We start from the raw sequence: 25,570 nt of genomic DNA, 5'->3' as shown, positions 1-25,570 counted from the left end.
ACGGGGGTGGGGAGCGAGGCCGGTCAGGCCGGGGCGAGGTCCGGGCTCTGCACGACGAGGGCGGCGTGCCGGGCGCCCGCCCGCATCGCCTCCTCGACGCCCGCGCCGCGCAGGTGCGCGTCGAGGAAGCCCGCGAAGAAGCCGTCGCCGGCGCCGTTCGTGTCGACGACGTGCGGCACGGGCTGTGCCGGGACCTCGACGAAGCCACCGTCCGGGGTGAGCGCGACGGCGCCCCGCGACCCGTGCGTGCAGACCACGAGACGCGCACCCGCCTCGACCCGGGCGGTCATGAAGCCGCGCCAGTCCTCGAGCCGGTCCCCGCTGAGGAACACGTGCGTCCCGGCGTCGACCCAGGGCCGGTGGAACGCGGACTCGCCGTCGTAGTCGTGCAGGTCGACCCAGACGTCGCGGCCGTGGGCCAGGGCGAGGTCGAGCACCGGGAGCGCGGGCACCGCGAGGTCGACGACGACGGCCCGCGCCGCGTCGAGCGCCGCGACCGTGGCGTCCCACCCCGCTCCCCGCGCCGGGACCTCGGCGGGGGCGCGCAGATAGACCGAGACGCGGCCGCCGTCGTCGTCCATGAGGTTGAGGTGGCTCTCGGTGCGGCCGTCGGGCGACGGCTCCGCGAGCACCCGCACCCCTGCGCCCTCGAGCACGGACCGGACGCGCGCGCCGTCGTCGTCCGCCCCGAGCACGGTGCGCAGGAGCACCGACCGGCCGAGGCGCGCGAGGTTGAGCGCCTTGCCCGCGGACGTCCCGCCGACCGTGTGCCGATGGGACCTGGCGAACGCCGTGTGGGGCGTGGGAGCGGGCAGCTCGTCGAGCTGGACGAGGAGGTTCCACGACGCCGGCCCCGTGACGAGGACCTCGGCCTGCGGGGGCGTCATCGGTCCGTCACCGTGATGCCGAGGCTGTGGGCGAACGTCGCGGCGAGGCGGGCGAGCTGCATCGAGTCGATGGTCGAGCCGCGCAACGACTCGATGCCGCCGAGCTCGTCGATCTCCGCGCCGCGCAGGTCCACGTGGGCGAGCGTGGCGCCCTGCACGTCGAGCCGGCGCACGCGCGTGCCCTCGAACGCGACGCGCAGCGCGTCGGACGCGACGAGGTCGAGCTCGTCGATCGTGCAGTCGGTGAACATCACGTCGCGCAGCGACGCGCCCCGGAGGTTGACGAACCCGAGCTTGCAGCCCACGAACCGCACCCCCGCCCACGACGACTCGTAGAGCTCGGCGGACCCGAGGCGCGCGCCCCGCACCTCGACCTCGCGCCACCGGCCGCGCGTCCCGCGCACCACCGGGACGTCGAGGCGCCCCAGCACGACCTCCGTGAGCGTCACCGCCCCGAGGTCGGCCTCGTCGGCGCGCACCTGGTCGAGCCGCGACGAGAACACGCTCGCCCCGTGCAGGTCGAGCCGGTCGAGGCGGAGGTCGGTGATCTCGAACCCCTCGAGGTCGGCCTCCGCCTCGAGGTCGTCGGCGTCGCCGGTCCGCAGGTCGTCCAGGGCGACCGGGTCGATCGCAGGCGGGTCGGTCGTCGACTTCTTCGGAGGCACGCCCCGAGCCTAGGCCGCGCCGCCCACGCGACGACGGGCCGCTCAGGGCTCCGGGTGGAGGGCGTCGTAACGCCAGAAGCGGCGCTGGGCCCGCACGACGAGCCACAGCACGACGACGCACGCCACGCCCCCCGCGACGGCGGCCCACGCCTCCCCCACCCAGGTCGCCTGCGCCCCGAGGACGAGCTCGCCGAGGCGCGGCCCGCCCGCGACGACGACGATGAACACGCCCTGGAGCCGGCCGCGCATGTCGTCGGGCGTCGCGGTCTGGAGGATCGTCTGGCGGAACACCGCGCTCACGGCGTCGGACGCGCCCGCGAGCGCCAGCGCGACGCTCGCCGCGGCGACGCCGCCCACGAGGACGGTCGTCGGGGTCGTCGCGCCCACGCCGAGGAGCACGACGCCGAACAGCACGATCGACAGCCCGTAGGCCGTGATCGCCCACACGATGACGCGGCCCTGCCACCGCACGCGCGACAGGCCGCCGGAGAACACGCCCGCGAGCACGGCCCCGACGGCGAACGCCGCGGTGAGGACGCCCGTCGTCGCCTCGCCGCCCCCGAGGAACACGACCCCGGCGGCGGGCAGGAGCACGCGCGGCGAGGCGAGCACCATCGCGGCGAGGTCGACGAGGAACGTCGTGCGGACGTTGGGCTGGGTCGCGAGGTACCGCAGGCCGTCGACGACGGACCGCCACCCCACGACGCGGCGCCGGCGCCCCGCGGGTGCGACGACCGCGGCCGGGGCGCCGGGGGCGGCGGGCAGCGGCGGGATGTCGGGGAGCCGCCACACCGCCCACAGCGCGGCCGTGAACAGGACGGCGTCGATCGTGTACGCGACCTGGTAGCCCCACAGGGCGACGAGGAACGCGCCGCCCAGCGGGCCGACGGTGAGCGCGACGTTCCACGCGATCGTCTGGAGGGCGTTCGCGGCGGGCAGGAGCCGGGGCTCCACGAGGCGCGGGATGATCGCGGAGCGCGCCGGGTTGTTGATCGCGAAGGCGGCGGACTGCGCCGCGACGAGCGCGTAGAGCACCCCGACCGAGTTCAGGTGCAGCCACGCCTGGACGGCGATGAGCGCGGTCACCACCCACAGCGCCGTCGAGGCCGCGAGCGCGACCTTGCGGCGGTCGTACGCGTCGACGAGCGCACCGCCGTAGAGCCCGAGCACCACGAGCGGCACGAGCGCGCAGAGGCCGAGCACTCCGACCGCGAGCGACGAGCCCGTGAGCGCGTAGACCTGCAGGCCGACGGCGACGACCGTGAGCTGCGAGCCGAGGTTGGAGATGCCGAGCCCCCACCAGAGGCGGCGGAACGGCGGGGAGATGCGCAGCGGGGTCGTGTCCGCGAGAAGACCGTTGACTCGAGCCACGACCGCCGAGCCTACGTCAGCCGTCCGGCCGCGCGTTCCGCCGGGTCGCGGGACCGACCCGGGCGTCGCCAGTGGCATCCTGGGCGATCCCTGCGAGCTCCCGGAGAAAGGTGGAACCCGTGACGCCCTCCGCTGCGTCTGGCAGTCGTGAGGAACCGACGTCGGCCGGGGTGCCGACCGCAGCAGAGGGGCGGTCGGCCATGACGGACGTCGCGACCGAGCGGTGGGGCGGCGCGCACGAGGTGCAGGTCGTGCGCGTCGGCCTGACCGCCGAGGAGCGCTTCACCGAGTTCGCCCGGGCGAGCTCCGCCGACCTGTACCGGTACGCGTACCTGCTGTGCGGGGACGCCCACCGCGCGCACGACCTGGTGCAGCTCGCGCTGGAGCGCACGTTCCGCGCGTGGTCGCGCGTGGGCGACGGGCAGCCGTTCGCCTACGCGCGCCGCGTCGTGGTGACGGCTCGCATCGACTCGTGGCGCCGCACCCGCAGGGAGGTCTCCGTCGAGCACGACACGCTCGTCGGTCTCGACGTCCGGGCGACGGGCGACCCGTCCGAGGTGGAGGACCGGGACCGGGTGGTGCGGGCCCTGCTCGCCCTCCCCGTCAAGCAGCGGCGGGTCGTCCTGCTGCGCTACGTCCTCGACCGGTCCGAGGCCGAGACCGCCGCGGAGCTCGGGATCGCGGTCGGCACCGTGAAGTCGACCGGCTCCCGGGCCCTGGCCCGCCTGCGCACCTTGATCGCACCCGAGCACGGGACGGAGACCGAGCGATGAGCACGACGCCGGAACGCAGGACCCCGGAGGACGAGGACCTCGTGGCACGGGTGCGCGCCGCGCAGACCGCCGTCGAGGTGCCGCACACGCTGGACCCGGACGCCCTGGCGCACCGCGCGGTCCGGCGCGTGCGGGTACGACGGCGCGTGGTCGCCGCGAGCGGGTCGGCCGTCGCCGTGGCGGCGCTGGTCGCGGTCGCGGCACTCCTGCCCGGGGCGCTCTCGCGCGGGACGGCGCCGTCGCCCGCCCTCGCGGCGGCCCCCGCGCGGACCACTGCGCCGACGTCGGAGGGGGCGGCCCCCGCCCCCGCGGCGCCGCCGCAGGAGCCCGCACGCTACCTGCCGGTGGGCGACGGCGAGCTGCCGGAGCTCCCGGGTGTCGAGCACGGCGTCGTCGGCACCCACCATGGGGACTACTCCGTGCAGGGCGGGCTCACGTACACGCTGCCACCCGGGGGGTGGGAGGTCGAGGGCGAGGCGTTCGGGGAGCCCGCGTCGGTCCTCTGGAGAGCCCCGGAGCACTGGGCGCCTCCGGGGTCGGAGATCCCCGCGGACGCGGTCCCGCCGCCCATGATCGACTCCGGGGCCACGGTGCGCATCGACGTCGACCCCGGGGCCGCGTCGTGGGTCGTCCCCGCCCGGGACTCCGGAGCCTGGACGGTCGAGGTCCCCGGCGCGGACTTCGTCGTGGTGACGCGGAGCCCGTCCGACGAGCCGCACCTCGTCCGCTGGGAGGCCCGGGTCCGGTACGGGGACACGGGCTGGACGGTCCGCCTGGACTTCACCGACGACACCGTGGGTGATGCTCTCGCCCGCGACTTCCTCGGCAACCTGTGGTTCGAGCCCGAGGGCGAGCCGGAGTGGTTCAGCCCGACGTACACGTACCCGGAGATCGGCGCGCTCACCACGGGCACGCCCGCCGGGTGGCAGACGGCCACGACAGGCACCCTCTCCTACGCCGTGCCGCCGGCCTGGACCGTCGCCGAGGTCGAGGGCAACTACGGCCCCGGCGTGGAGTGGACGGGCCCGTTCGCCACGAACCCCGGCCCCGTTCAGGACGGCACGTCCCCCGACGTGCACTGGACCATGTTCGTGCAGCGAGGCGGCTCCGGGGGCCGCGCGTTCGACTACTCCGGCGAGGAGTGGCACGGGCAGCGGATCGAGGTCCCGGGCGCCGACTTCGCCGAGGTGCTCCTGTCCCAGGGGCCGTTCTGGGCGGACGACGGGATCTCGGCGCTCAGCGCGGACGTCCGGGTCCACGGCGCGGACGGCGGCGAGAACCTCATGCTGATGGTCTCGCTGCCCGGTGACGACGCGGGGCTCGAGACGCTGCGCGGGATCCTCGGCTCGCTACGGTTCTGACCCGCCCGTCAGCCGGTGCCGGCGCTGCCCGCGGCGTCCTCCGCCGCCGCGATCTCGCGTGCCTCCGCCTCGCCCCACGCGTCGACGTGGCGGTGCGGGGGCCCGGGCGGCGGCGAGTACCCGGGGTGGGGCCCCGGCGTGAGGTAGGTGCGCGCGAAGAACAGGGAGGCCGCGAGGTCCTCGCGCCGCTCGGCCGCGGTGCGGGCCCGCCGCGTCGAGATCTCGACGACGACGTCCCCCGTCCAGCCGCGCTGCACGAGCTCGGTGAGGACCTTGTCGCACGGCTGGTCGCCCCGGCCCGGGACGAGGTGCTCGTCCGTGATGGACGACGACCCGTCCGCGAGGTGCACGTGCGCGAGGCGGCCGTCGAACACGTCGAGCAGCGCGAGCGCGTCCTGCTGCGCGACGGCGGCGTGCGACAGGTCGAGCGTCACGTGCTCGTAGCCGTGCTCGGACGGGTCCCAGCCGGGGAGGTACGCCTGCATCTCCCGTTTGCGGCTGCGCCACGGGTACATGTTCTCGACGGCGATCGTGACGCCCTCGGTCTCGTCGAGCTCGCCGACGAGGTCCTCGAACTCGCGCGCGTACCGGTACTGCCAGCGGAACGGCGGGTGCACGACGACGGTGCTCGCCCCGACCTCCTGCGCCAGCTCGACGCTGCGCCGCAGCTTGGGGCCGGGCGACCGTCCCCACACGCGCTGGCTCACGAGGAGCGTGGGCGCGTGGATGCTGCGGATCGGCACGTCGTGCTCGGCGGAGAGCCGGCGCAGCGCCGCGGCGTCCTGCGTCGTCTCGTCGGACCACACCATGACCTCGACGCCGTCGTACCCGAGGTCGGCCGCCGCCTCGAAGGCGTACTGGGCCTTGCGCGGGTAGACGCTCGCCGTGGACAGCGTGACGTGGATGCGCGGCGGCTCCCCCGGTGACGGTGGGACCTCCCGCGGCGTCGTCGCGTCTGACATGCCGGTCACCCTAGACCCGTCCGCTGTGGCCCACACCAGCGGGCGGTCGACGCCGACGACCTCGCGGCGCGCGGAGGGCTTCCGACCCTCCCCTTTCCCGGCCGGATCGCCTAGGATGCACTGGTCCAGACCACTTGTCTGCCGGAGGAACACCATGGACCGTGCCGTCGTCGTCGCGATCACCGAGGGCCTGCACGCCCGCCCGGCCGCGCTCTTCGTCAAGACCGCCGCCGCCCAGCCCGCGCCCGTGCGCATCGCCAAGCCCGGCGGCGACGCCGTCGAGGCGGCGAGCATCCTCGGCGTCATGACGCTCGGTGTGTCGGCCGGGGACGAGGTCGTGCTGTCGACCGACGCCGACGGCCACGAGGCGAGCGCGTCGATCGACGCGCTCGTCGCCTTCCTGGAGCAGACCGAGGTCGCCTGACGCCGTGCCCGGCCCCGCGGTGGCGGGGCCGGGCACGGCGCCCGTCACAGACCCAGCTCGTCGAGCACGGGGAGCCGGGCGCGCACGGCCGCGCGCGCGGCGTCGGGCGTGGGCTGCTGGAGCGCGAGGAACGCGAGCTCCTCGCACTGGTCCGACGTCGTCGCGGCCAGCACCGCGGCGACGTCCGGGAGCGCGCGCGGCGTCATGGACAGCGAGGTCACCCCGAGCCCGACGAGCACCGGGGCGAGCACCGGGTCCGCCGCGGCCTCCCCGCACACGCCGAGCGGTCGCCCGTTGAGCGCCGCCCCGGAGCCCGTCGCCCCGACGAGCGCGAGGACCGTCGGCTGCCACGCGGTGGACAGGCGCGCGAGGTCGGAGACCTCGCGGTCGGCCGCCATCGTGTACTGCGTGAGGTCGTTCGTGCCGATGCTCGCGAACGCGGCCTTGGCCAGCACCCAGCGCGCGCCGAGGGCCGCGGCCGGCACCTCGATCATCACGCCCGCCGTCGCGAGGCCGTGGTCCGCGCACAGCGCGATGAACGACTCCGCCTCGTCCGGCGTCGCGATCATCGGCGCCATGACCCACACGTCCGCCGACTCCGCCTCCGCAGCGCGCGCGACCGCCGTGAGCTGGCGGTCGAGCACCTCGGGGTGGCGGCGCGCGGTGCGCAGGCCGCGCACCCCGAGCGCCGGGTTCGGCTCGGCGTCGGGCGTGACGAACGGGAGCGGCTTGTCGGCGCCCGCGTCGAGCGTGCGCACGACGACCTTGCGGCCCGCGAACGCGGCGAGCACCTCGCGGTAGGCCGCGACCTGCTCGTCGACCGTCGGCTCGACCGTCCGGCCGAGGAAGCAGACCTCGGTGCGGAACAGCCCCACGCCTTCCGCACCCGCCTCCGCGGCGGCGCGCGCGTCCGCGCCGTCCGCGACGTTGGCGAGCAGCTCCACGCGGCGGCCGTCCGCCGTCCGCCCGGGACCGTCGAGGCGCCGCCGGGCGCGGCGCGCGCCCCGGGCCGCGACGACCGCCGCCACGTCGTGGTCCGACGGGTCGCGCTCCACCGTGCCGAGGCCGCCGTCGACGAGCACGGTCTCGCCGTCGCGCAGCGCGAGCGCGCCCTCGACCGCCACGACGGCCGGGATGCCCAGGGCGCGCGCGAGGATCGCGGTGTGCGACGTCGGCCCGCCGCCGCGCGTGACGACCGCGAGCACGCGCCCGGGGTCGAGCTGCGCCGTGTCCGCGGGCGCGAGGTCGTCGGCCACGAGGACGAACGGGTGGCCCGGGTCGGGCACGCCGGGCACGGGGAGGCCGAGCAGCGTCGCGACGATCCGGTCGCGCACGTCCCGCACGTCGCGCGCCCGCTCGGCGAGGAGACCGCCCAGCGCCTCGAGCCGCCCGACGACGACCCCCGCCGCGTCCCACACGGCCCGGGCCGGGGTGGCCCGCAGCTCGCGCACCCGCCCGACGGCGTCGCGCGCCAGGGCGGGGTCGGCCGCCATCGCGGCGGTCACGCCCAGGACCTCCGCCGCGGCGCCCTCGGCCCGCGCAGCGCGGGCCGTGAGGTCCTCCTGGACCGTCGTCACCGCCGCGAGGACCTGCGTCACCGCGAGGTCGACGTCGGCGTCCGACGCGTCGGCGGGCAGCGGCGCCGGGTCCGGCTCCGCGACGGAGCCGGGCATCCGCGCCACCGGTCCCGCCCCCCGCCCGGGGCTGACCGGCACGCCGGCCAGCCCCGGGTCGAGGTCCCGCGCGGGGGCGCGCGTCGCGTCGTCGGCGAGCGTCACGCCGTGCTCCCGCCGCCGGACGCACCCGTCCGGCTCGGGGTGCCCGCCGGAGCGGTGTCGTCGACGGTTGCGCGTCGCGCGGCCGTGGCCTCGGTCGCCGAGGCCTCGGGCCGGGCGTCGTCGGTGGTGTCGACGGCCCCGGTCGCCTGGACGGCGCCCTCCGCGTCGTCGTCCTCACGGCCCGGGGTCCGCAGGTTCCAGCGGGTGATGACGAAGCGGAAGAGGACGTAGTAGAGCACCGCGTACCCGAGCCCGATGGGGATGAGGAGCAGCGGCATCTCGGCGATCCGGAAGTTCAGCAGGTAGTCGATCGCACCCGCGGAGAACCCGAACCCGTCGCGGATGCCGAGCGCGTTGACGAGCGCGAGCGACGTGCCGGTGAGGACCGCGTGGATGACGTACAGCGGGTAGGCGACGAACACGAACGCGAACTCGAGCGGCTCGGTGACGCCCGTGACGAACGAGACGAGCGCGGCCGAGCCCATGATGCCCGCGACGACCTTGCGCTGCGCCGGCTTGGCGGTGTGGACGATCGCGAGCGCGGCGGCCGGGAGCGCGAACATCATGATGGGGAAGAACCCGGTGAGGAAGGTGCCCGCGGTGGGGTCTCCCGCGAGGAACCGGAAGATGTCGCCCTGCGCGACCGTGCCGTCGGCGGCGGTGTACTCGCCGAACTGGAACCACGGCAGCGAGTTGAGCAGGTGGTGCAGGCCGATGGGCACGAGGAGGCGGTTGAGCGTGCCGAAGACGAACGCCCCGAGGATCGTCGAGCCGGTGACGAACCCGCCGATCTGCTCGTTGATGAGCCAGTCGAACGCGGGGTAGATCAGCGCGCCCACCACGGCGATGAGCACCGAGACGCCCGCCGTGACGATCGGCACGAACCGCCGCCCGCCGAAGAACGCGAGGTACGGGGGCAGCTTGATCCGGTAGTACTTCTGGTACAGGAGCGCGGCCGTCAGACCGATGACGATGCCCCCGAGCACGCCGTAGTTGATGAGCGCCTGGGTCTCGCCCTCGGCGGCCTTGCCGAGCACGTACGGCGACAGCGAGTCGCTGACACCCTTGAAGACGAGATAGCCGATGAGTGCCGCGAGGCCCGTCGTCCCGTCGGCCTTCTTGGCGTACCCGACCGCGACGCCGAGGGCGAAGATGATCGGCAGGTTGCTGAACAGCGCGTTCCCCGCGGCGCCGAGGACGTCCGCGACGGGCTGCATCCACGCGAAGGTCCCGGCGGCGCCCTGGGCGCCGAGCATGTCCGGCTGACCGAGACGCAGCAGCAGCGCGGCAGCGGGGAGCGACGCGATGGGCAGCATGAGCGAGCGCCCGACGCGCTGGAGCTGCGCGAAGCCGGGCACCCCCCTCTTGGTCCGCGTCGGTTCGGCGACGGTCGTCATGTCCTTCTCCTCCTGGGCAGGCCTGGGGCGCAGGCGAGGTGCGTCGAGCGGCGGCTGTGGCGCGACGTCGAGCGGCGTCGTTGCCGGTCCCGGGGCACGGCGAGAAGACCTGGGGTCGTCGTGCCCGGGCTGTCGGTCCAGGTTGTCTGGACCACTTGCAGGAAGAGTGGTCTAGACCTCATGATGTGTCAACCCCCGAGGGTGACCCGGGACACACGGCGGGCCCCGCGGGGCGCGTCGTCGCAGGTCGCACGACGACCGGACGACGACAATGCAGCCGTGGAGAACGCGGCACCGGAGCAGGGCGGTCGGCGACGACCGGGACCAGGGACGGCACGAGGACGAGGACGCGGCACGACGATGAGCAGGTCACGATCGCAGGCGAGCGAGCACAAGTACCTCACGGTGCGCGCCTACCTCGCCGACCTCGTGGCGAGCGAGCTCTCCGTCGGCGACGCGGTGCCGTCGGAGCGCAGCCTCACCGAGAAGTTCGGCGTCTCGCGCATGACCGTGCGCCAGGCCGTCGACGCGCTCGTCACCGAGGGCGTGCTCGAGCGGGCCCAGGGCCGCGGCACCTTCGTCGCGCCGCCGCGCGCCGACTTCGAGATGCGGCTCACGACGTTCGGCGAGGAGGCACGACGGCGCGGCATGGAGCCGGGCACCGAGGTGCTGGAGGCGGGGACGGCCCCCGCGCCCGCGTCCGTCGCCGAGTCGCTCGGACGCGCGACGGGCGACCCGATGCACCACGTCGTGCGCCTGCGCACCGCCGACGGGTCACCCATGAGCGTCGAGGAGGCGTGGATCCCCGTGGACCTCGCCCCCGACCTGCTCGACGACGGCGTGCCCGAGAGCCTGTACGGCGCCCTGCGCGAGCGCGGGCTCGCGCCGACGTGGGGCGAGGACACGATCACCGCGTCCGACGCGACGGTCCAGGAGCAGAAGCTCCTCGAGCTCCGCGCGTCACGAGCCGTCATGCGCACCGTGCGACGCACGTTCGCGGGCGACTCGCCCCTCATGTACTCCCGCTCCAGCTACCGCGGCGACCGGTACAGCGTCTTCGTCCCGCTGCGCGAGGCGCGCCCGACGCTCGTGCCGCGCAGCACCACCGGGGACGACACCCCCGCGGACGGGGGCGCCGTCACCGACGACGCGCCGACCGACCAGCTCGCCCCCGTGCCGGTGCCGGCACGGGCGACCGAAGGGAACGACCGATGACACAGTCCGACGCGGAACGCGCCGCGACGATCCTCGCCGGCCTCGGCGGGGTGGGGAACATCGAGGAGATCGACCCGTGCACGACGCGGCTCCGGTCGCTCGTCAAGGACCCCGCGCTCGTCGACGCCGCCCTCCTGCGCCGCGCCGGCGCGTTCGGCGTCATGGTGAACGGGCGCGTCGTGCAGGTGGTCGTCGGCCCGCAGGTCGACACCATCGCGTCCGACCTCGCCGACCTCATGTGAGGAACCCGACCCGGGCGCGACCCGGGCCACCGCCCTACCCTGCGCACCCGCGCACCCCGACCGGCACGGCTGCCGGCCGGTCCCCCCGACCCGGCCCCGGCCGGACCCCGACCCCGAGGAGCACCCGTGAGCAAGGCAGAGCAGATCCTCCGAGGCCTCGGCGGCGACGCGAACGTCCTCGACCTGGAGGCGTGCATCACGCGCCTGCGCGTCGAGGTCGAGGACCCGGCGCTCGTCGACGACGCCACGCTGACCGCGGCCGGGGCGATCGCCGTCGTGCGGTCGGGCGCCGCGATCCAGGTCATCGTCGGCCCCGAGGCCGACAACATCGTCTCCGACATCGAGGACCTCCGCTGATGGCGGCGCCGCTCACGGTGCTCGTCCCCGTCACGGGCACCGTCGTGGACGTGAGCGACGTCGACGACCCCGTCTTCTCCGCCGGTCTCGTCGGCCCCGGGCTCGCCGTCGAGCCCGACGACGCGCAGGGCGGCGAGGCCGTCGCGCCCATCACGGGCACGGTCGTCAAGCTGCACCCGCACGCGTTCGTCGTCCAGCACGACGACGGCCGCGCGGTCCTCGTCCACCTCGGCATCAACACGGTCCAGCTCGGCGGCGAGGGCTTCACGACGCACGTCGCGCAGGGCGACCACGTCCAGCGCGGCACGGTGCTCGTCACCTGGGACCCGAAGGCCGTGCGCGCCGGCGGCCGGTCGGCGGTGTGCCCGGTCGTCGCGCTCGAGGCGGCGCCCGACGACGTGACCTCGCTCGCCGAGGTCGGTGCGTGGGCCGCCCACGGCGAGGAGCTGCTCACCTGGGGCTGACGCCCGGCCCGCCCCGCCGGCGCGACCCGGCGGGGCCGGGCGGGGCCGGGCGGGACGCCGCGTGTCAGTCGAGCACGGCGGTCGCCTCGACCTCGACGAGCACCCCCGGCGCGAAGAGCGCCTGGACACCGATCAGAGAAGCGGGCGGGAGCGGCCGCGGCATCGCGAGCTCGTCCGAGACGCTCTCGATGCCGGCCAGGAAGTCCGCCATCGCGGTCGGCTCCCACCCGACGACGAAGAACGTGAGTCGCACGACGTCGTCGAACGTGGCACCCGCGGCCGCGAGCCCTCGGGCGGTGCTGCGGAGGGCCGCGGCGACCTGGCGCGCGAGGTCGTCGCGGTCGGGGTCGCCGCCGACCTGGCCGGCGACGTGCACCTGGCGGCTCCCCGTCGCGACCGCGACGTGGTGGTAGGGGGCGGGCTGGAGCATGCCCTCGGGGGTGAGGTGCTGGACGGCCATGGGGACCTTCCTCTCGGTCGGGTATCCCATGGATACTTGATCGCCCGAACGCACTTCAACGAGACGAGGTGTCGTGCCCGATACCGCCCCACCACCCGCGTCGCACCGCCTGGAGATCGGCGACGACCACCGGCGCCTGCTGAACCAGGTGCTCGACACGTGGTCCGTCCACGTCCTCGAGACCCTCTGCGACGGCCCCGCACGGTTCAACGAGCTCCGGCGCGCGATCCCTGCCGTGACGCAGAAGTCGCTCGTGGCGACGCTGCGGCGCCTCGAGCGCCACGGCATCGTCGACCGTCGCGTGGTCCGCACCCGGCCCGTCGCGGTCGAGTACCGCATCACCCCGCTCGGCAAGACGCTCCGCGAGCCCGTCGACGCGCTGCTCGCCTGGGTCGACGCGCACCGGCGCGAGGTCGAGGCGGCGCAGCGCCGGTTCGACGACGAGCTCGACGAGGGCGCGCCGGACGACCCCGTCAGCCGCGCAGCGGGAGCGTGAGGGACGGGACGTCGCCCGGCTCACCACGGTCCACCACGCGGACCGGCACGCCCCAGTCCTGCTGCGCGAGGTGGCACGCGGGGAACACGTCCGGGTCGGGCTCGCCGCCGGGGCCGAGCGGGACGACGTCGCACGACGCCGCCCGGGCCGTCACGTGCAGCACGCCCTCGCCGACCTCGGGGTTGATGACCAGGTCGCGGCCGAGCTCGACGCCGACACCCTCCCCGGACAGCAGCAGCTCGGGCGGCGTCGCGCTCACGCGCAGCTCCGTCGACGGGCCGAACCGGTCGTCGAGCTTCTGCCCCGGCGCCGGGACGAACGGCACGTCGAGCCACAGCGGCCCGGCCCCGATGTCGGTCACGGGACGCTGCGTGCGGTGCGCGCCGCCGTCGAGCACCTCGCCCGCGAGCGACGCAGGGAGCGCGACGCGCGTGAGGCGGTGCGCCGCGGACTCCACGACGAGCAGGTGGACCTGCGGCTCGCCGCCCGGCCCCTCGCCCACCTGCACGACGACGCCGCTCGGCTCCGCGAGGCCTGTCGCCAGGGTCGTGACCTCGCCGGCGAGGCGGGTTCCGGAGGTGTCGTCGCCGACGCTCCCGGCGTCACCGGGAGCCGGGGCGAACCGGCGCAGCGCCCCGTCGTACGTGTCCGCGACGACGACGCTCCCGTCGGGCAGCGTCGCGACGCCGAGCGGGTGCTGCATCAGCGCCTGCTCGGCCGGGCCGTCGCGGTGGCCGAAGTCGAACAGCCCCTGCCCGACGGCGGTCCGCACCTCGACACCCCCACCCTGCCTCCGGGTCGCACGACGCAGCGCCGACGTCTCGGCGTCGGCGACCCAGACGGCCCCGTCCTGGTCGACGGCCAGCCCGGACGGCTGCGCGAACCAGGCCGACGCACCGGGCCCGTCCTCCAGACCCTCGTTCATGGTCCCGGCGAGGTGCGTCATCGAGCCCTGCTCGCCGTCGAACGCCCACAGCGTGTGATTTCCGGCCATGGCGACGACGAACGCCGCGAGGTCCCGCGACCAGGCCACGTCCCAGGGCGACGAGAGGCGGACGTCGAGCGGCGCGTACTGACCGCCCGCCTCGGCGGGACCGTGGCCCGTGACGTCGGCACCCCTCCCCTCCCGCAGCACGACGTTCTCGACCCCGCCGACCATGAACTGCTCGCCCGTCCCCGCGACGGTCGTCACGTGGCCGTCCGCGAGGCGCACCCCGCGCAGGACGTGGTTGGCCGTGTCCGCGACGACGACGTCGTACCCGAGCCACGGTCGGAGCTCGACCGGGACGAGGCACAGCCCGTTGGGCTCGGCGAACCGCGCGTCGTCGGGGCCGCCGTCGGCGAGCCCGCGCTCGCCGGACCCGATGCGCCGGACGAGGGTCTCGCCGTCGGGCAGGAGCTCGGCGAGCGCGTGGTGCCCGGCGTCCGCGACGAGCAGGTTGCCGCCGGGCAGCTCGACCGCCTTCGCGGGGAAGCGCAGCGTGCCCGACGACGGCGCGGGCGCCACGTACGGGCCGTCGCCCCGGTGCAGCGTGCCCTTCGCGTCGTGCTCCGCGACGAGCTCCTCGACGAGGGCGGCGATCGCGGACGCGTGCCCCTCCCCCGCCATCTGCGCGACGACGTAGCCCTCGGGATCGACGACCACGAGCGTCGGCCAGGCGCGCGCCGCGTACGCGGACCACGTGACGAGCTCCGGGTCGTCGAGCACGGGGTGGTGGACCTCGTACCGCTCGACCGCGGCCGCGAGCGCCGCCGGGTCCGCCTCGTGCTCGAACTTCGGCGAGTGCACGCCGACGACGACCAGCACGTCACGGTGCCGCTCCTCGAGCTCGCGCAGCTCGTCGAGGACGTGCAGGCAGTTGACGCAGCAGAAGGTCCAGAAGTCGACCAGCACGATCTTGCCGCGCAGGTCGGCGAGGGTCAGGTCGCGACCCCCGGTGTTGAGCCAGCCGCGCCCGACGAGCTCGGACGCGCGGACACGGGGAAGTCGCTCGGTGGTCACGCTCCCCATTGTCGCGCGACCTCCGACCCTTGACCCACATACCCCTGGTGGGTATATTCGCCATCGTTCGATACCCCGCCGGGGTATCTGGCCGAGGAGGAGCGCGATGAGCATCGTCGAGATCGAGTACCAGGTGACCGGCATGACCTGCGGCCATTGCGAGATGTCGGTGCGCGACGAGGTCGAGCAGGTGCCCGGCGTCACCGTGATCGACGTCAGCTCGACCACCGGTCGGCTCGTCGTCACGGCCGAGCAGCCCGTCGACGACGCCGCGGTCCTCGCCGCCATCGACGAGGCCGGCTACACCGCGGAGCGGGTGCGATGAGGGCGCCCGCCCGGATCGGGCTCTACGTCGCCGGGCTCGGGGTCGTGTTCGTGGCCTCGGCCGCGGTGGCGGGCGCCGTCGTCCCCGAGGGCGCCCTCTCGGGGAAGCCCGCCGCGCACGCGCCGGAGCAGCACGCCGCCACGAGCGACGACCCCCCGCCGGAGACCACGAGAGGAGCGGGCATGGTCGGCGGACCGTCCCTGGAGCAGGGCGGCTACACGCTCGGCGAGATCGAGGCCCCGCAGACGCCGGGCACGCCCGGCGAGCTCGCCTTCACCCTGACCGACCCCGCGGGCGAGCCGGTGACCGACTTCGCCGTCGCGCACGAGCAGCGCCTGCACCTCGTCGTCGTGCGCTCCGACGGGGCGCACTACCGCCACGCCCACCCCGAGATGGACGAGGCCGGCCGCTGGTCCGTGCCCTGGACGTGGGACTCCGCGGGCACCTACCGCGTGTACGCCGACGCCGTCCCGACCGGGGGCGACCCGCTCACCCTGAGCCGCACCGTCGAGGTCGCGGGCGAGGTCGTGCCCGTGCGGGCCGACGCCCCCACGACCACCGCCTCGGTGGACGGGTACGACGTCGCGCTCGAGGGGAGCCTCGAGGCCGGTACGGTCTCGAGGCTGGCGCTCGAGGTCACGCGGGACGGCGAGCCGGTGACGACGCTCGAGCCTTACCTCGGCGCGTTCGGCCACCTCGTCGCCCTTCGCGACGGCGACCTCGCCTACCTGCACGCCCACCCCGAGGGCGCCGAGGCAGCGCCGGGCGAGGTCTCGGGCCCGACCGTGGCGTTCGCCGTCGAGGCACCGACCGCGGGCCGGTACCTCCTGTACCTCGACTTCCAGGTCGAGGGCCAGGTGCGCACCGCGGCCTTCACCGTCGAGGCCATCGGCGCCACGTCGACCCCCGACGACGCCCCGGACGACGCCCCGGCGGGCGACGACCCCGCCCCGCACGACGACCACTGACCACCCTGCACCGGGCAGCGCGCTGCCCGGCCGGAAGGAGCACCTCATGACGGCATCGGCCGCCCCGTCGCCGGGGACGTTCGTCGAGCTCGAGATCGGAGGGATGACCTGCGCCTCGTGCGCGATGCGGATCGAGAGGAAGCTCAACAAGCTCGAGGGCGTCACCGCGACCGTGAACTACGCGACGGAGAAGGCGAAGGTCACCGTCCCGGACGGCGTCGACGCGGCCACGCTCATCGCGGAGGTCGAGAAGACCGGGTACACGGCGCAGGTCCCGCGCGCCGAGGTCCCCGCCTCCGAGGCGGACACGGACGCGGACGACCCCGAGCTCACCGCGCTGCGGCACCGGCTGATCGGCGCCGTCGTGCTGTCGGTCCCGGTCATCGCGATGGCGATGGTCCCCGCGCTGCAGTTCACGTACTGGCAGTGGGCCAGCCTCGTGCTCGCCGCGCCCGTCGTGGTGTGGGCCGCGTGGCCGTTCCACCGCGCCGCGTGGACCAACCTGCGCCACGGCGCGGCCACCATGGACACCCTGATCTCCGTCGGGACGACCGCCGCGTTCCTCTGGTCGCTGTACGCGCTCTTCCTCGGCACGGCCGGGCAGCCGGGCATGACGCACCCGTTCACGCTGTCGGTCGCCCGGACCGACGGCGCGGCGAACATCTACCTCGAGGTCGCCGCCGGCGTCACGACGTTCATCCTCGCGGGCCGTTACTTCGAGAAGCGGTCCAAGCGGCAGGCGGGCGCCGCGCTGCGGGCCCTGCTCGAGCTCGGCGCGAAGGACGTCGCCGTGCTGCGCGACGGCGCGGAGACCCGCATCCCGATCACCGAGCTCACGGTGGGCGACGAGTTCGTCGTGCGGCCCGGGGAGAAGATCGCGACGGACGGCACGGTCGTCGCCGGCACCTCCGCCGTCGACGCCTCGATGCTCACGGGCGAGTCCGTGCCCGTCGAGGTCGGTGAGGGCGACGCCGTCACCGGGGCGACCGTCAACGCCGGCGGGCGGCTCGTCGTGCGCGCGACGCGCGTCGGCGGCGACACCCAGCTCGCGCAGATGGCGCGCCTCGTCGAGGACGCGCAGTCCGGCAAGGCGCAGGTCCAGCGCCTCGCCGACCGGGTGTCCGCGATCTTCGTCCCCATCGCCATCGCGATCGCCGTCGGCGCCCTGGGCGCGTGGCTCGGGGCGGGCGCCCCCGCCTCGGCGGCGTTCACGGCCGCCGTCGCGGTCCTCATCATCGCGTGCCCGTGCGCGCTCGGCCTGGCCACCCCGACGGCGCTGCTCGTCGGGACGGGACGCGGCGCGCAGATGGGGGTGCTCATCAAGGGACCGGAGGTCCTGGAGTCCACGCGCTCCGTGGACACCGTGGTGCTCGACAAGACCGGCACCGTGACGACGGGCGTCATGACGCTCGCCGACGTCGTCACCGGGACGGGCACGGACCGCGCGGAGCTCCTGCGCCTCGCGGGCGCGCTGGAGGACGCCTCCGAGCACCCCGTCGCCCGGGCGATCGCCCGCGGTGCGGCGCAGGAGGTGGGCCCGCTCCCCGTGCCCACGGAGTTCACCAACGTCGAGGGCAAGGGCGTGCAGGGCGTCGTGGACGGGCGAGCCGTGCTCGTCGGCAGAGAGACGCTCCTCGCCGGGTGGGCGCAGCACCTCCCGCGCGAGCTCGCCGACGCCAAGGCCCGCGCCGAGGAGCAGGGCGGCACGGCCGTCGTCGTCGGCTGGGACGGGCAGGCTCGCGGCATCCTCGTGGTGGCCGACGCGGTCAAGCCCACGAGCGCCGAGGCGATCCGCCAGCTCCGCGCCCTCGGCCTCACCCCGGTGCTCCTCACCGGGGACAACGCGACCGTCGCCCGACGGATCGCGGCCGAGGTCGGCATCGACGAGGTCATCGCGGAGGTCATGCCGAGCGACAAGGTCGACGTCGTCAGCCGGCTCCAGGGCGAGGGCAAGGTCGTCGCGATGGTCGGCGACGGCGTGAACGACGCCGCCGCCCTGGCGCAGGCAGACCTGGGCCTCGCCATGGGGACGGGCACGGACGTCGCGATCGAGGCCGCCGACATCACGCTCGTGCGCGGCGACCTCCGCTCCGCGGCCGACGCGATCCGCCTCGCGCGGCGGACGCTCGGGACGATCAAGGTGAACCTCTTCTGGGCCTTCGCCTACAACGTCGCCGCGATCCCCCTGGCGGCCCTCGGCCTGCTCAACCCGATGCTCGCCGGTGCCGCCATGGCGTTCTCGAGCGTCTTCGTGGTGGGCAACAGCCTGCGCCTGCGGTCGTTCTCCAGCCGCGCGACGGGCTGACCGCCGGAGCGGTCCCTCGCACCCGGACGCGTCGAGCGGTGGAGGCTCAGGCGCGCGACGCCGTCACGTCGCCGACGACGCGCACCTCGACGTCGACGCCGTCCACCGTCTCGGGGACCGCGACGTCGTCGGACGTCACGTTGACGCGCAGCAGCCAGTCGTCGCCCACGCCGGACGTCCCGGCGCCGCGCACCGGCGCACCGGTCAGGTCGGCGCGCGCGATGCCGACACCGGTCACGCCGTCGAGGCCCGCGAGCTCGTCGCGCAGCGCGGCCTTGGCCTCCCGGGCTCGTTCGAGGGTCGCCACGGCAACCACCTCCCGCACCCATTGTGCGCCCGACGACGGCCGGGGGGCAGGGCCGAGCGTCCCGCCCCCGAGGGGTCGAGTGAGCAGACCCCTCCGGGCCGCCCGGGCCGAGTCGCGCCGGGTCAGCCGAGCAGCGTCGCCCCCAGCCGCTCGAGGACCGTCCCGATCGGGTTGCAGTACGTGAGCCCCGTGCCGTTCGCGCCGCCGGTCTCCGACCCCGCGAACAGCAGCCCCAGCGCCACGCCGTCCTCGCGGTACACGAGCGACCCGGAGTCGCCGCCGCGCGAGAAGGGCCCGTCGCCCGTGGACTCGACCTCGATCTGGTCGTCGAACCGCAGCGCGCCGAGCCCGTCGCCGTACCCCACGACGACGTCGTCGAGCTCGATCGCCGTGACCCGGCCCGCGGTGACGCCCGTGGTCCGGCCGGACTTGCCCACGACCTCACCGCCCAGCGCGACCGCCGTCGTCGTGATGCGCCCGACCGGGTACTCGGGGTCGACCTCCGGGTCGTCGAGCAGGGCCACCGCGGCGTCCACGGTCTGCGTGACCCCGGCCTCCAGCGGGACCAGCCCGGCGAGGGTGCCCACGCGGTCGTCGGGCGCGCGCCCGCCGTCGGCCGGGCCGGGCTGCACGACGACGTTCCCCACCCCCGCGGACGGCGAGCCGACGAGCACGTGCCAGTTGGACAGCGCGTAGACCGACGCCTCGTCGGCGCCGTCGACCGCCGGCGGCGCGACGCGCACGAACGCCCCGAGCGTCCCCGCGGTGACGTCCACATGCGCGACGGAGACCCCGGGCCGCAGCGGCCGGACGCGGCCCGTCTCGCCGGTCGCGTACGCGGTGACGACGGGCGGGCGCACGCCCGGGCCGTCGTCCCGGGCACGCCCGGCGGCCGGCGCGGCGGCGAGCGGACGGATGCGTCCCGTGCGCCGCACGTCCACCGTGTCGCCCGCCTCCGAGGCGACCTTGCGCGCGATGCTGCGCGCGGTGGGCACGCCGAGGCGGTACCGGACCGCGATCGCGTACCCGCCGTCGTCGTGCGGGGCGAGCCCGATCGCGAGCGTGGGGGCGCGCACGGCCTCCGCGGCGTCGGGCACGTCCCGCGCCTCGATCACCGCGCCGGACCGCTCGGCGAGCTCGCGCGCGTAGTCCGCGAGCTGCGACTTGATCTCCCGTGCCTTCTGCTGGTCCATCGGTGCACCCTCCCCTCGCCCGACGGACGGCTCCCGCCGCCCGCGTCCTGCCGAGAGAGTCTGGCGGCAGCCGCCCACACGCGCACCGCGGCACGCCGCACGCGTCAGGCGCGGAGCAGCTGCTCCACCCGGACGGACCGACGGCGCGCGACGACGAGCGTCGTCACCGCGACGGACACGAGACCCCACAGGACCAGCGCGACGGCGTCGCCCGCTCCCCCGGCCGCACCGGGGTCGACGATCGACGTGAGCAGCCGCAGCGCCGAGCCCACGGGCAGCGCGTCGCGCAGGCTCGTGAGGGCGGCCGGGACGGTCGCGACGATGCCGGTCGCGACGAGCAGCACCGCGACGAGCAGACCGATCGCGCGCCCGACGTTCCCGAGGAGCGCCGCGAGCGCCTGGTTGAGCGCGACGAACACGACCGACGCGAGCGCCCCGGTCGCGAGCAGGCCGACCCAGCCGCCCACGCTCGCCCCCTCGACCGCGGCGAGGACGCCGCCGACCACGAGCCCGGTCGCCGCGGCGATCCCCGCGGGGAGCGCGAGCGCGGCCAGCGCGAGCCGGCCGGGGCCGCGCGTCGACCCGAGGAGCCGCGCCGGGACCGGCGGGAACGCGACGAAGATCGCGAGCGCGCCGAGCCACAGCGCGAGCACCGCGAACAGCGGGCCGGTCGAGCCGGTCCCGAGGTCGTCGACGCCGGGCGCTGCCACGGGGTCCGCGACGACGGTCGCGAGGTTCTCGCGCTCCGCGTCGGTGTAGGAGGGGATCTGCCCGGTCGCCTCGCCCAGGCCGTCGGCGAGGTCCGACGTGCCGCCCGCGAGCTGCCCGACGCCGCCCGCGAGGTCGCCCGCGCCCGTCGCCAGCTCCTGGGTGCCGGTCGCGAGCTGGTCCGCGCCGGTCCCGAGCGCGCCGACGCCGTCGGCGAGCCGGTTCGCGCCGGTCCCGAGCGTCCCGACCCCGGCGGCGAGGCCGTCGGCTCCGGTCGAGAGCTGGCCCGCACCACCGGAGAGCTGCGCGGCGCCGCCCGCGACCTGGTCCGCCCCGGGCGCGAGCTGCCCGAGCCCGGCGGAGAGCGCCGCCGCGCCCTGGGCCACGCCGGCGGCACCGGTCGACGCCTGCGCCGCGCCCGTGGCGAGGTCGTCGGCTCCTGCGGCGAGCTGGTCGACGCCCGCCGCGAGCGCATACAGGCCGGTCGGGGCGCCGCCCTGCCCCGACGGCGAGCCCGCCAGGGCCGCGTTCCCCGCGGCGACGCCCGTCGCGCCTGCGGCGAGCGGACGCAGCGCGGCGAGCTGCTGGTCGAGCGCCTGGCACGTGGGGTCCGTCGACCCGTCGACGCATCCCGCGGCGACCCGCTGCTGCTCGAGACCGGCGACGACCTGGGCGAGGCCGTCGGCCACGTCGCGCGATCCCGTCGCGAGCGCGGTCGCGGTCTCCGGGAGCGACCGGCCGGTCGACGTGCCGTCGGGCAGCCGCACGTCCGCGATCGAGGCGTCGAGCGCGCCGAGCCCGTCCGCGAGGTCCGACGCCCCGGTGGACAGCTCGCCCACGCCGCCCGCGAGGCTCTGCGCCCCGGAGGCCAGCTGCCCCGCGCCCGCGGCGCTCTGGTCGACGCCGTCGGCCACCTGCCGCGACCCCGCGGCGAGGCCCTGGGCGCCGCTCGCGACGCCCTGCGCGCCCGACGCGAGCTGGTCCGCGCCGCTGCCGAGCTCCCCGACCCCGGCGGCGAGGCCGTCCGCGCCCGTGCCGAGCTCCCCCACCCCGGACGCGAGCGCGCCCGCCCCGGTGGCGACCTCGCCCGCGCCGGACGCGAGCTGCGCCGCCCCGTCGCTCGCCTGGGCGGCGCCGTCGGCGAGCTGGTCCGCGCCGTCCGCGGCCTCGCCGAGCTGGTCGTGGAGCGTCGTGAAGCCGGTGAGGACGCCGTCCACGTAGTTCTCGGTGAGCGTCGTGCCGAGCACGGACGTCGCCGTCGTGGTGACGATGCGCGCGAGCGCCTCGTCGACGACCCGCCCGCCGGGCGTCGTCTCGACGGACAGCGTGGCCTGCGTCGCGGCCGACGGGTCGCCGCCGAACGACGTGGCCGCCGCGGAGAAGTTCTCCGGGATCGTCACGACGGCCGCGTACGTGCCGTCGGCGAGCCCGGCCGCGGCGTCGTCCGCGTCGGTGATGACCCAGTCGTAGTTCGTCGTCCCCGGGTCGGGCTGCACGGCGACCGCGCCGGTGTCGGTCGAGGCGGCACCGCCGCTGACGAGCCCGGCGGTGAGCTGCCGGCCGAGCGGGACGGTCTGGCCGTCCACCTCGACGGGCTCGTCGAGGTTCACGACCGCGGCCTTGACCGTGTCGAGGCGTTCCTGCGGGTTCCACAGCGCCCACAGGAGCAGGCCGAGGACGGCGAGGGGCAGCGCGACGGCGGCGGCCACGGTCCACGCGCGCCGGGCCCCGACGCGGCGGGGGCGCGCCCCGCCGGCCGGTGCCGGGAGGGCCGTCGGGTCGGCGGTCGGGTCGGTCGGGACCGGCTCGGGCGGGAAGACGCTCATGCGGGCACCTCCTCGGTGCGCGGGCCGACGACGGGCGCGGCGGGGACGGTGCGGTCGGGGAGGTGCGGGTCGTGCAGGTCGAGCACGGGCGTCCCGGGCGGGGCGAGATCCGTCGGTGCGGGCCCCACGGCGCCCAGCACCACCGCCGTGCCGCGACCCGCCGCGTCGGCGAGCACCTCGGCCAGCGCGGCCCGCTCGGCGGGCGACGTGACGGCGTCGGTCCCGACGACGGCCAGGAGCCGGGGCCGCTCGCGCAGGACCTCGGCGACGCTCGCCGCGGCCGGCACGCGGTGCGCCGCGGGCGCCGGGGCGTCGCCCGGGAGCGCGGCGACGTCCGCCGCGAGGTCCACGAGCGCTACCCGGCGCCGCACGGTCAGCGCACGCTCCGGCAGCACCAGTCCCGTGACCTTGAGGGCCCCGCTCGTCGGGCGCAGGCGCCCCGCGAGCGCCAGGACGACCCCGGACACCGCCGCGGGCGACTCCCCGTGCACGACGAGCGACCCGCCGTCGGGCACCCGGACCGTGACCGGCTCGGCCAGCGGGCCGCGCGCGCCCGCGACGACGAGGTCGTGCGCGACGACAGCGTCCGTGCTGCCCGGCTCCGGCCAGTCCGCGAGCGCGAGCTCCTTCGACAGGCCCTCGCCCTCGACGTCGAACGACGGCAGCACCCGGTCGAGCCAGCGCGGCATCCACCACGCCTTGTCGCCCAGCAGCGCGAGCACGGCCGGGACGAGCGTCATACGCACGACGAACGCGTCGACGAGCACGCCGACCGCGAGACCGAGCGCGATGGGTTTGAGGCTCATGTCGCCCTCCGGCACGAAGGCCACGAACACGGCGAACATGATGACCGCGGCCGCGGTGACGACCTTCGCGGACGCCTGGAACCCCGTGAAGATCGACCGCCGCGCCTGGCCCGAGTGGACGTAGTCCTCGCGGATGCGCGCCACGAGGAACACCTCGTAGTCCATCGCGAGACCGAACAGCACGCCCATGAGCACGATCGGCATGAACGAGATGACGGGCCCGAGGCGCGTCACGTGCAGCGCGTCCGCGAGGAACCCGTGCTCGAACACGAGCGTCACGACGCCGAACGCCGCGCCGACCGAGAACAGGTAGCCGAGCGTCGCCTTGATCGGCACCGCGACCGACCGGAACACCATCGTCAGCAGCACGAGCGACAGGCCCACGACGACGAACGCGAACGGCAGCAGCGCCGCCCCGAGCTTCGCCGAGACGTCGATCCCCACCGCCGTGAAGCCCGTGACCGCGAGGTCGACGCCGTACTCGTCGAGGAAGTGGTCGTGCTGCGCGCGGATCTCCGTGACGAGGTCCTTCGTCTCCTCCGAGTCCGGCGCGCCGGTCGGCACGACCTGCACGATGCCCGTGTCCGCGGTGAGGTTCGGCGTCGCGAGCGGCACGTCCGCCACGCCCGGGAGGCCCGCGATCTCGTCGCCGAGGTCGTTCATGAGCCCTACGGGGTCCGTCGACGTGACGATCGTGCCCGTGACGATGAGCGGCCCGTTGAAGCCCGGGCCGAAGTGCTCCGACACGAGGTCGTACGTGACGCGCGCCTGGTTGTCCTCAGGCAGCGTCCCCGCGTCGGGCAGCGCGAGCTGCAGGTCTCGCGCCGGCAGCGTGAGCAGCACGATCGCCGCGACGACGAGGCCGATGGTCAGCAGCGGGATCCGCGTGACGGCCCGCACCCAGCCCGCGAAGAAGCGGTTGCGGTGCTCGGTCGTGGTCGGGTCGGAGTGGTCCCGGGTCGGGTCCGCGGCGGGGGCGCCCTCGGTGCTCGGGGCTGTCGCGCCGTCACCCGGGTCGTCCGGGCGGGGGTTCACGAGTGCGGCTCGACGCCCTGTCGCATCCGAGACCGCACCCACCGCTCGTCCGGTCCGTCGCCCGCGCGACCCGGTCGCCCCGGTCGCCCCGGTCGCCCCGGTCGCCCCGGTCGCCCCGGTCGCCCCGGTCGACCTTCCGCCGTCCGCTCCCGCGGCCGCACGCCGTCGCCCACGCCCGCGACGGCGCGGCGCCTTGGGGCGGAGCCGCTCGCCCGCGAACCCCAGCATCGCGGGCAGCAGCGTGATCGAGACGAGGACGGCGAGCCCGACGCCGACGGCGGCGGCGACGCCCATGACGGTGAGGAACGGGATGCCGGCGACGCCGAGGCCGACGAGCGCGATCATGACGGTGAGGCCCGCGAAGATGACGGCCGAGCCGGCGGTCGCGACGGCCCGCGCCGTGGCCTCCTCGACGCTGAGGCCGGTCGCGAGCTCGTCGCGCTGCCGGGACACGATGAACAGCGCGTAGTCGATGCCGACGGCGAGGCCGAGCATGACGGCGAGCATCGGGGTCGTGGAGTTGATCTGGGCGACGGCGGTCGCGGCGAACAGCAGGCCCATGGTCACGCCGACCCCGACGACGGCGTTGAGGAGCGGCAGCCCGGCGGCGACGAACGAGCCGAACGTGAGCACGAGCACGACGAGCGCGACGAGGAGGCCGAGCGCCTCGGTGACGGTGAGCGTCGGGAACTCGGTGCTGAAGAGCTGGCCGCCGAGCGCGGCCTGCGCGCCGTCGGGCAGGGCCGCGGCGAGGTCGTCGACGACGTCGCCGAGCGCGTCCTTCGTGGCGTCGGTGACCTCGCTCTGGCCCTCGTCGAGCTGGACGGTCATGAGGGTCGCGACGTCGTCGTCGCTGACCGACGCGGGCATGGTGTCGTCGTAGGGGGAGGTGACGGCGGCGACGCCGTCGACGTCGCCGAGCGCGGTGACGGCGTCCTCCACGGGGCCGCGGACGGCGTCGTCCTCGACGGTCGAGCCGTCGGGCGCGACGACCACGACCTGCGCCGACGCGCCGCTGACCTGCGGGAACGTGGCGGCGAGACGGTCGAGCGCGGCCTGCGACTCGGTGCCGGGGATGGTCACCTCGTCGTCGAGGCCCTGGCCGACGAGCCCGGCGAGGCCTCCGGCCAGCACGAGGACGCCGATCCAGGCCACGAGGACGAGCCGGCGCGCCCCGACCGCCCAACGGCCGAGCGAGTACAGCGCTGAGGACACGAGCGGCCTCCCGGGGAGAGTGCAGACG

Annotated in this window: 23 protein-coding genes; 11 read left to right on the top strand and 12 right to left on the bottom strand. The window is 75.8% G+C overall.

What is annotated here, in order from left to right:
- Nucleotides 1-23 precede the first annotated feature (23 nt).
- The 3 genes from ACZ4MO_RS01450 to ACZ4MO_RS01440 are packed head-to-tail and all read right to left on the bottom strand — an operon-like array spanning nt 24 to nt 2,923.
- Nucleotides 24-887, bottom strand: a complete 864-nt coding sequence (locus tag ACZ4MO_RS01450) for a PfkB family carbohydrate kinase (RefSeq protein ID WP_175008714.1) — start codon at nt 885-887, stop codon at nt 24-26.
- Complete coding sequence (locus ACZ4MO_RS01445; RefSeq protein WP_175008715.1) at nt 884-1,552, bottom strand: pentapeptide repeat-containing protein; 669 nt, start codon at nt 1,550-1,552, stop codon at nt 884-886. The genes ACZ4MO_RS01450 and ACZ4MO_RS01445 overlap by 4 nt, the downstream gene beginning before the upstream one ends.
- Nucleotides 1,553-1,594: 42 nt before the next feature.
- Entirely contained in the window at nt 1,595-2,923 is a 1,329-nt protein-coding gene (locus ACZ4MO_RS01440; RefSeq protein WP_255437153.1) for an MFS transporter, read from the bottom strand.
- Nucleotides 2,924-3,123: 200 nt separating this feature from the next.
- Between ACZ4MO_RS01440 and ACZ4MO_RS01435 the strand changes: the two genes are divergently transcribed.
- Nucleotides 3,124-3,696, top strand: a complete 573-nt coding sequence (locus ACZ4MO_RS01435) for a SigE family RNA polymerase sigma factor (RefSeq protein WP_175008716.1) — start codon at nt 3,124-3,126, stop codon at nt 3,694-3,696.
- Complete coding sequence (locus ACZ4MO_RS01430) at nt 3,693-5,057, top strand: hypothetical protein (protein WP_175008717.1); 1,365 nt, start codon at nt 3,693-3,695, stop codon at nt 5,055-5,057. Before ACZ4MO_RS01435 ends, ACZ4MO_RS01430 begins: the two co-directional genes overlap by 4 nt.
- Nucleotides 5,058-5,065: 8 nt before the next feature.
- Here the strand turns inward: ACZ4MO_RS01430 and ACZ4MO_RS01425 are convergent, their stop codons facing one another.
- On the bottom strand, nt 5,066-6,019 hold the full coding sequence (locus ACZ4MO_RS01425; protein WP_114553895.1) for a TIM barrel protein: 954 nt from the start codon (nt 6,017-6,019) through the stop codon (nt 5,066-5,068).
- Between the two features lie 154 nt (nt 6,020-6,173).
- Here ACZ4MO_RS01425 and ACZ4MO_RS01420 point away from each other — a divergent pair, with 154 nt between their 5' ends.
- Nucleotides 6,174-6,443, top strand: a complete 270-nt coding sequence (locus ACZ4MO_RS01420) for an HPr family phosphocarrier protein (protein ID WP_114553893.1) — start codon at nt 6,174-6,176, stop codon at nt 6,441-6,443.
- A 44-nt stretch (nt 6,444-6,487) separates the two neighbouring features.
- Here the strand turns inward: ACZ4MO_RS01420 and ptsP are convergent, their stop codons facing one another.
- Both ptsP and ACZ4MO_RS01410 read right to left on the bottom strand, forming a co-directional pair.
- On the bottom strand, nt 6,488-8,221 hold the full coding sequence (gene ptsP / locus ACZ4MO_RS01415) for a phosphoenolpyruvate--protein phosphotransferase (RefSeq protein ID WP_255437154.1): 1,734 nt from the start codon (nt 8,219-8,221) through the stop codon (nt 6,488-6,490).
- Nucleotides 8,218-9,618 (bottom strand): PTS transporter subunit EIIC, encoded by a 1,401-nt coding sequence (locus ACZ4MO_RS01410; RefSeq protein WP_144681554.1) that lies wholly within the window; start codon nt 9,616-9,618, stop codon nt 8,218-8,220. The genes ptsP and ACZ4MO_RS01410 overlap by 4 nt, the downstream gene beginning before the upstream one ends.
- A gap of 360 nt (nt 9,619-9,978) precedes the next feature.
- Between ACZ4MO_RS01410 and ACZ4MO_RS01405 the strand changes: the two genes are divergently transcribed.
- The 4 genes from ACZ4MO_RS01405 (at nt 9,979) to ACZ4MO_RS01390 (ending at nt 11,896) form a co-directional block, all read left to right on the top strand.
- Nucleotides 9,979-10,833, top strand: coding sequence for a UTRA domain-containing protein (locus ACZ4MO_RS01405; protein ID WP_114552943.1), 855 nt, complete (start codon nt 9,979-9,981; stop codon nt 10,831-10,833).
- On the top strand, nt 10,830-11,075 hold the full coding sequence (locus tag ACZ4MO_RS01400) for a PTS sugar transporter subunit IIB (RefSeq protein WP_021482555.1): 246 nt from the start codon (nt 10,830-10,832) through the stop codon (nt 11,073-11,075). Before ACZ4MO_RS01405 ends, ACZ4MO_RS01400 begins: the two co-directional genes overlap by 4 nt.
- 126 nt (nt 11,076-11,201) lie before the next feature.
- Nucleotides 11,202-11,432: a PTS sugar transporter subunit IIB gene (locus ACZ4MO_RS01395; protein WP_034650918.1), complete on the top strand. Its 231-nt coding sequence runs from the start codon at nt 11,202-11,204 to the stop codon at nt 11,430-11,432.
- The gene (locus tag ACZ4MO_RS01390) at nt 11,432-11,896 is read left to right on the top strand and encodes a PTS sugar transporter subunit IIA (protein WP_074805013.1); all 465 of its coding nucleotides are present in this window, start codon (nt 11,432-11,434) and stop codon (nt 11,894-11,896) included. Before ACZ4MO_RS01395 ends, ACZ4MO_RS01390 begins: the two co-directional genes overlap by 1 nt.
- Before the next feature lie 64 nt (nt 11,897-11,960).
- On the opposite strand, the gene ACZ4MO_RS01385 is transcribed toward ACZ4MO_RS01390, so the two are convergent.
- The gene (locus ACZ4MO_RS01385; RefSeq protein ID WP_175008718.1) at nt 11,961-12,356 is read right to left on the bottom strand and encodes a Rid family hydrolase; all 396 of its coding nucleotides are present in this window, start codon (nt 12,354-12,356) and stop codon (nt 11,961-11,963) included.
- 73 nt (nt 12,357-12,429) lie between these two features.
- On the opposite strand from ACZ4MO_RS01385, the gene ACZ4MO_RS01380 reads away from it, so the two are divergent.
- Complete coding sequence (locus ACZ4MO_RS01380) at nt 12,430-12,852, top strand: winged helix-turn-helix transcriptional regulator (protein ID WP_114552940.1); 423 nt, start codon at nt 12,430-12,432, stop codon at nt 12,850-12,852.
- Here ACZ4MO_RS01380 and ACZ4MO_RS01375 read toward each other — a convergent pair.
- Nucleotides 12,830-14,854 (bottom strand): NHL domain-containing thioredoxin family protein, encoded by a 2,025-nt coding sequence (locus ACZ4MO_RS01375; protein ID WP_255437155.1) that lies wholly within the window; start codon nt 14,852-14,854, stop codon nt 12,830-12,832. The two genes, ACZ4MO_RS01380 and ACZ4MO_RS01375, sit on opposite strands and share 23 nt — an antisense overlap.
- Nucleotides 14,855-14,960: 106 nt before the next feature.
- Between ACZ4MO_RS01375 and ACZ4MO_RS01370 the strand changes: the two genes are divergently transcribed.
- Genes ACZ4MO_RS01370 through ACZ4MO_RS01360 form a run of 3 tightly spaced genes read left to right on the top strand, consistent with a single transcriptional unit; the run spans nt 14,961 to nt 18,452 of the window.
- Nucleotides 14,961-15,179, top strand: a complete 219-nt coding sequence (locus ACZ4MO_RS01370; RefSeq protein WP_114552938.1) for a cation transporter — start codon at nt 14,961-14,963, stop codon at nt 15,177-15,179.
- Nucleotides 15,176-16,147: a DUF8832 domain-containing protein gene (locus ACZ4MO_RS01365; protein WP_499278578.1), complete on the top strand. Its 972-nt coding sequence runs from the start codon at nt 15,176-15,178 to the stop codon at nt 16,145-16,147. The genes ACZ4MO_RS01370 and ACZ4MO_RS01365 overlap by 4 nt, the downstream gene beginning before the upstream one ends.
- 46 nt (nt 16,148-16,193) lie before the next feature.
- Nucleotides 16,194-18,452, top strand: coding sequence for a heavy metal translocating P-type ATPase (locus tag ACZ4MO_RS01360; RefSeq protein ID WP_175008721.1), 2,259 nt, complete (start codon nt 16,194-16,196; stop codon nt 18,450-18,452).
- Nucleotides 18,453-18,498: 46 nt separating this feature from the next.
- Here the strand turns inward: ACZ4MO_RS01360 and ACZ4MO_RS01355 are convergent, their stop codons facing one another.
- The 4 genes from ACZ4MO_RS01355 to ACZ4MO_RS01340 form a co-directional block, all read right to left on the bottom strand.
- Nucleotides 18,499-18,759: a hypothetical protein gene (locus tag ACZ4MO_RS01355; protein WP_228485195.1), complete on the bottom strand. Its 261-nt coding sequence runs from the start codon at nt 18,757-18,759 to the stop codon at nt 18,499-18,501.
- A 122-nt stretch (nt 18,760-18,881) separates the two neighbouring features.
- A complete protein-coding gene (locus ACZ4MO_RS01350) occupies nt 18,882-19,952 on the bottom strand; it encodes a chymotrypsin family serine protease (protein WP_175008722.1) in 1,071 nt (356 codons plus the stop codon).
- A 104-nt stretch (nt 19,953-20,056) separates the two neighbouring features.
- Nucleotides 20,057-22,486 (bottom strand): YhgE/Pip family protein, encoded by a 2,430-nt coding sequence (locus tag ACZ4MO_RS01345; protein WP_175008723.1) that lies wholly within the window; start codon nt 22,484-22,486, stop codon nt 20,057-20,059.
- Entirely contained in the window at nt 22,483-25,542 is a 3,060-nt protein-coding gene (locus ACZ4MO_RS01340; RefSeq protein WP_175008724.1) for an MMPL family transporter, read from the bottom strand. Before ACZ4MO_RS01340 ends, ACZ4MO_RS01345 begins: the two co-directional genes overlap by 4 nt.
- Nucleotides 25,543-25,570 lie beyond the last annotated feature (28 nt).

The sequence above is a fragment of the Sphaerisporangium cinnabarinum genome (assembly GCF_055567015.1).
The sequence above is the reverse complement of the archived record's forward strand: the minus strand, read 5'-3'. Positions and strand labels throughout refer to the sequence as shown.

Coding starts and splice junctions, on each gene's coding strand:
- ACZ4MO_RS01450 (WP_175008714.1), bottom strand. CDS start 887: ATGACGCCCCCGCAGGCCGAGGTCCTCGTCACGGGGCCGGCGTCGTGG.
- ACZ4MO_RS01435 (WP_175008716.1), top strand. CDS start 3,124: ATGACGGACGTCGCGACCGAGCGGTGGGGCGGCGCGCACGAGGTGCAG.
- ACZ4MO_RS01430 (WP_175008717.1), top strand. CDS start 3,693: ATGAGCACGACGCCGGAACGCAGGACCCCGGAGGACGAGGACCTCGTG.
- ACZ4MO_RS01425 (WP_114553895.1), bottom strand. CDS start 6,019: ATGTCAGACGCGACGACGCCGCGGGAGGTCCCACCGTCACCGGGGGAG.
- ACZ4MO_RS01420 (WP_114553893.1), top strand. CDS start 6,174: ATGGACCGTGCCGTCGTCGTCGCGATCACCGAGGGCCTGCACGCCCGC.
- ACZ4MO_RS01410 (WP_144681554.1), bottom strand. CDS start 9,618: ATGACGACCGTCGCCGAACCGACGCGGACCAAGAGGGGGGTGCCCGGC.
- ACZ4MO_RS01405 (WP_114552943.1), top strand. CDS start 9,979: ATGAGCAGGTCACGATCGCAGGCGAGCGAGCACAAGTACCTCACGGTG.
- ACZ4MO_RS01400 (WP_021482555.1), top strand. CDS start 10,830: ATGACACAGTCCGACGCGGAACGCGCCGCGACGATCCTCGCCGGCCTC.
- ACZ4MO_RS01390 (WP_074805013.1), top strand. CDS start 11,432: ATGGCGGCGCCGCTCACGGTGCTCGTCCCCGTCACGGGCACCGTCGTG.
- ACZ4MO_RS01385 (WP_175008718.1), bottom strand. CDS start 12,356: ATGGCCGTCCAGCACCTCACCCCCGAGGGCATGCTCCAGCCCGCCCCC.
- ACZ4MO_RS01370 (WP_114552938.1), top strand. CDS start 14,961: ATGAGCATCGTCGAGATCGAGTACCAGGTGACCGGCATGACCTGCGGC.
- ACZ4MO_RS01365 (WP_499278578.1), top strand. CDS start 15,176: ATGAGGGCGCCCGCCCGGATCGGGCTCTACGTCGCCGGGCTCGGGGTC.
- ACZ4MO_RS01360 (WP_175008721.1), top strand. CDS start 16,194: ATGACGGCATCGGCCGCCCCGTCGCCGGGGACGTTCGTCGAGCTCGAG.
- ACZ4MO_RS01350 (WP_175008722.1), bottom strand. CDS start 19,952: ATGGACCAGCAGAAGGCACGGGAGATCAAGTCGCAGCTCGCGGACTAC.
- ACZ4MO_RS01345 (WP_175008723.1), bottom strand. CDS start 22,486: ATGAGCGTCTTCCCGCCCGAGCCGGTCCCGACCGACCCGACCGCCGAC.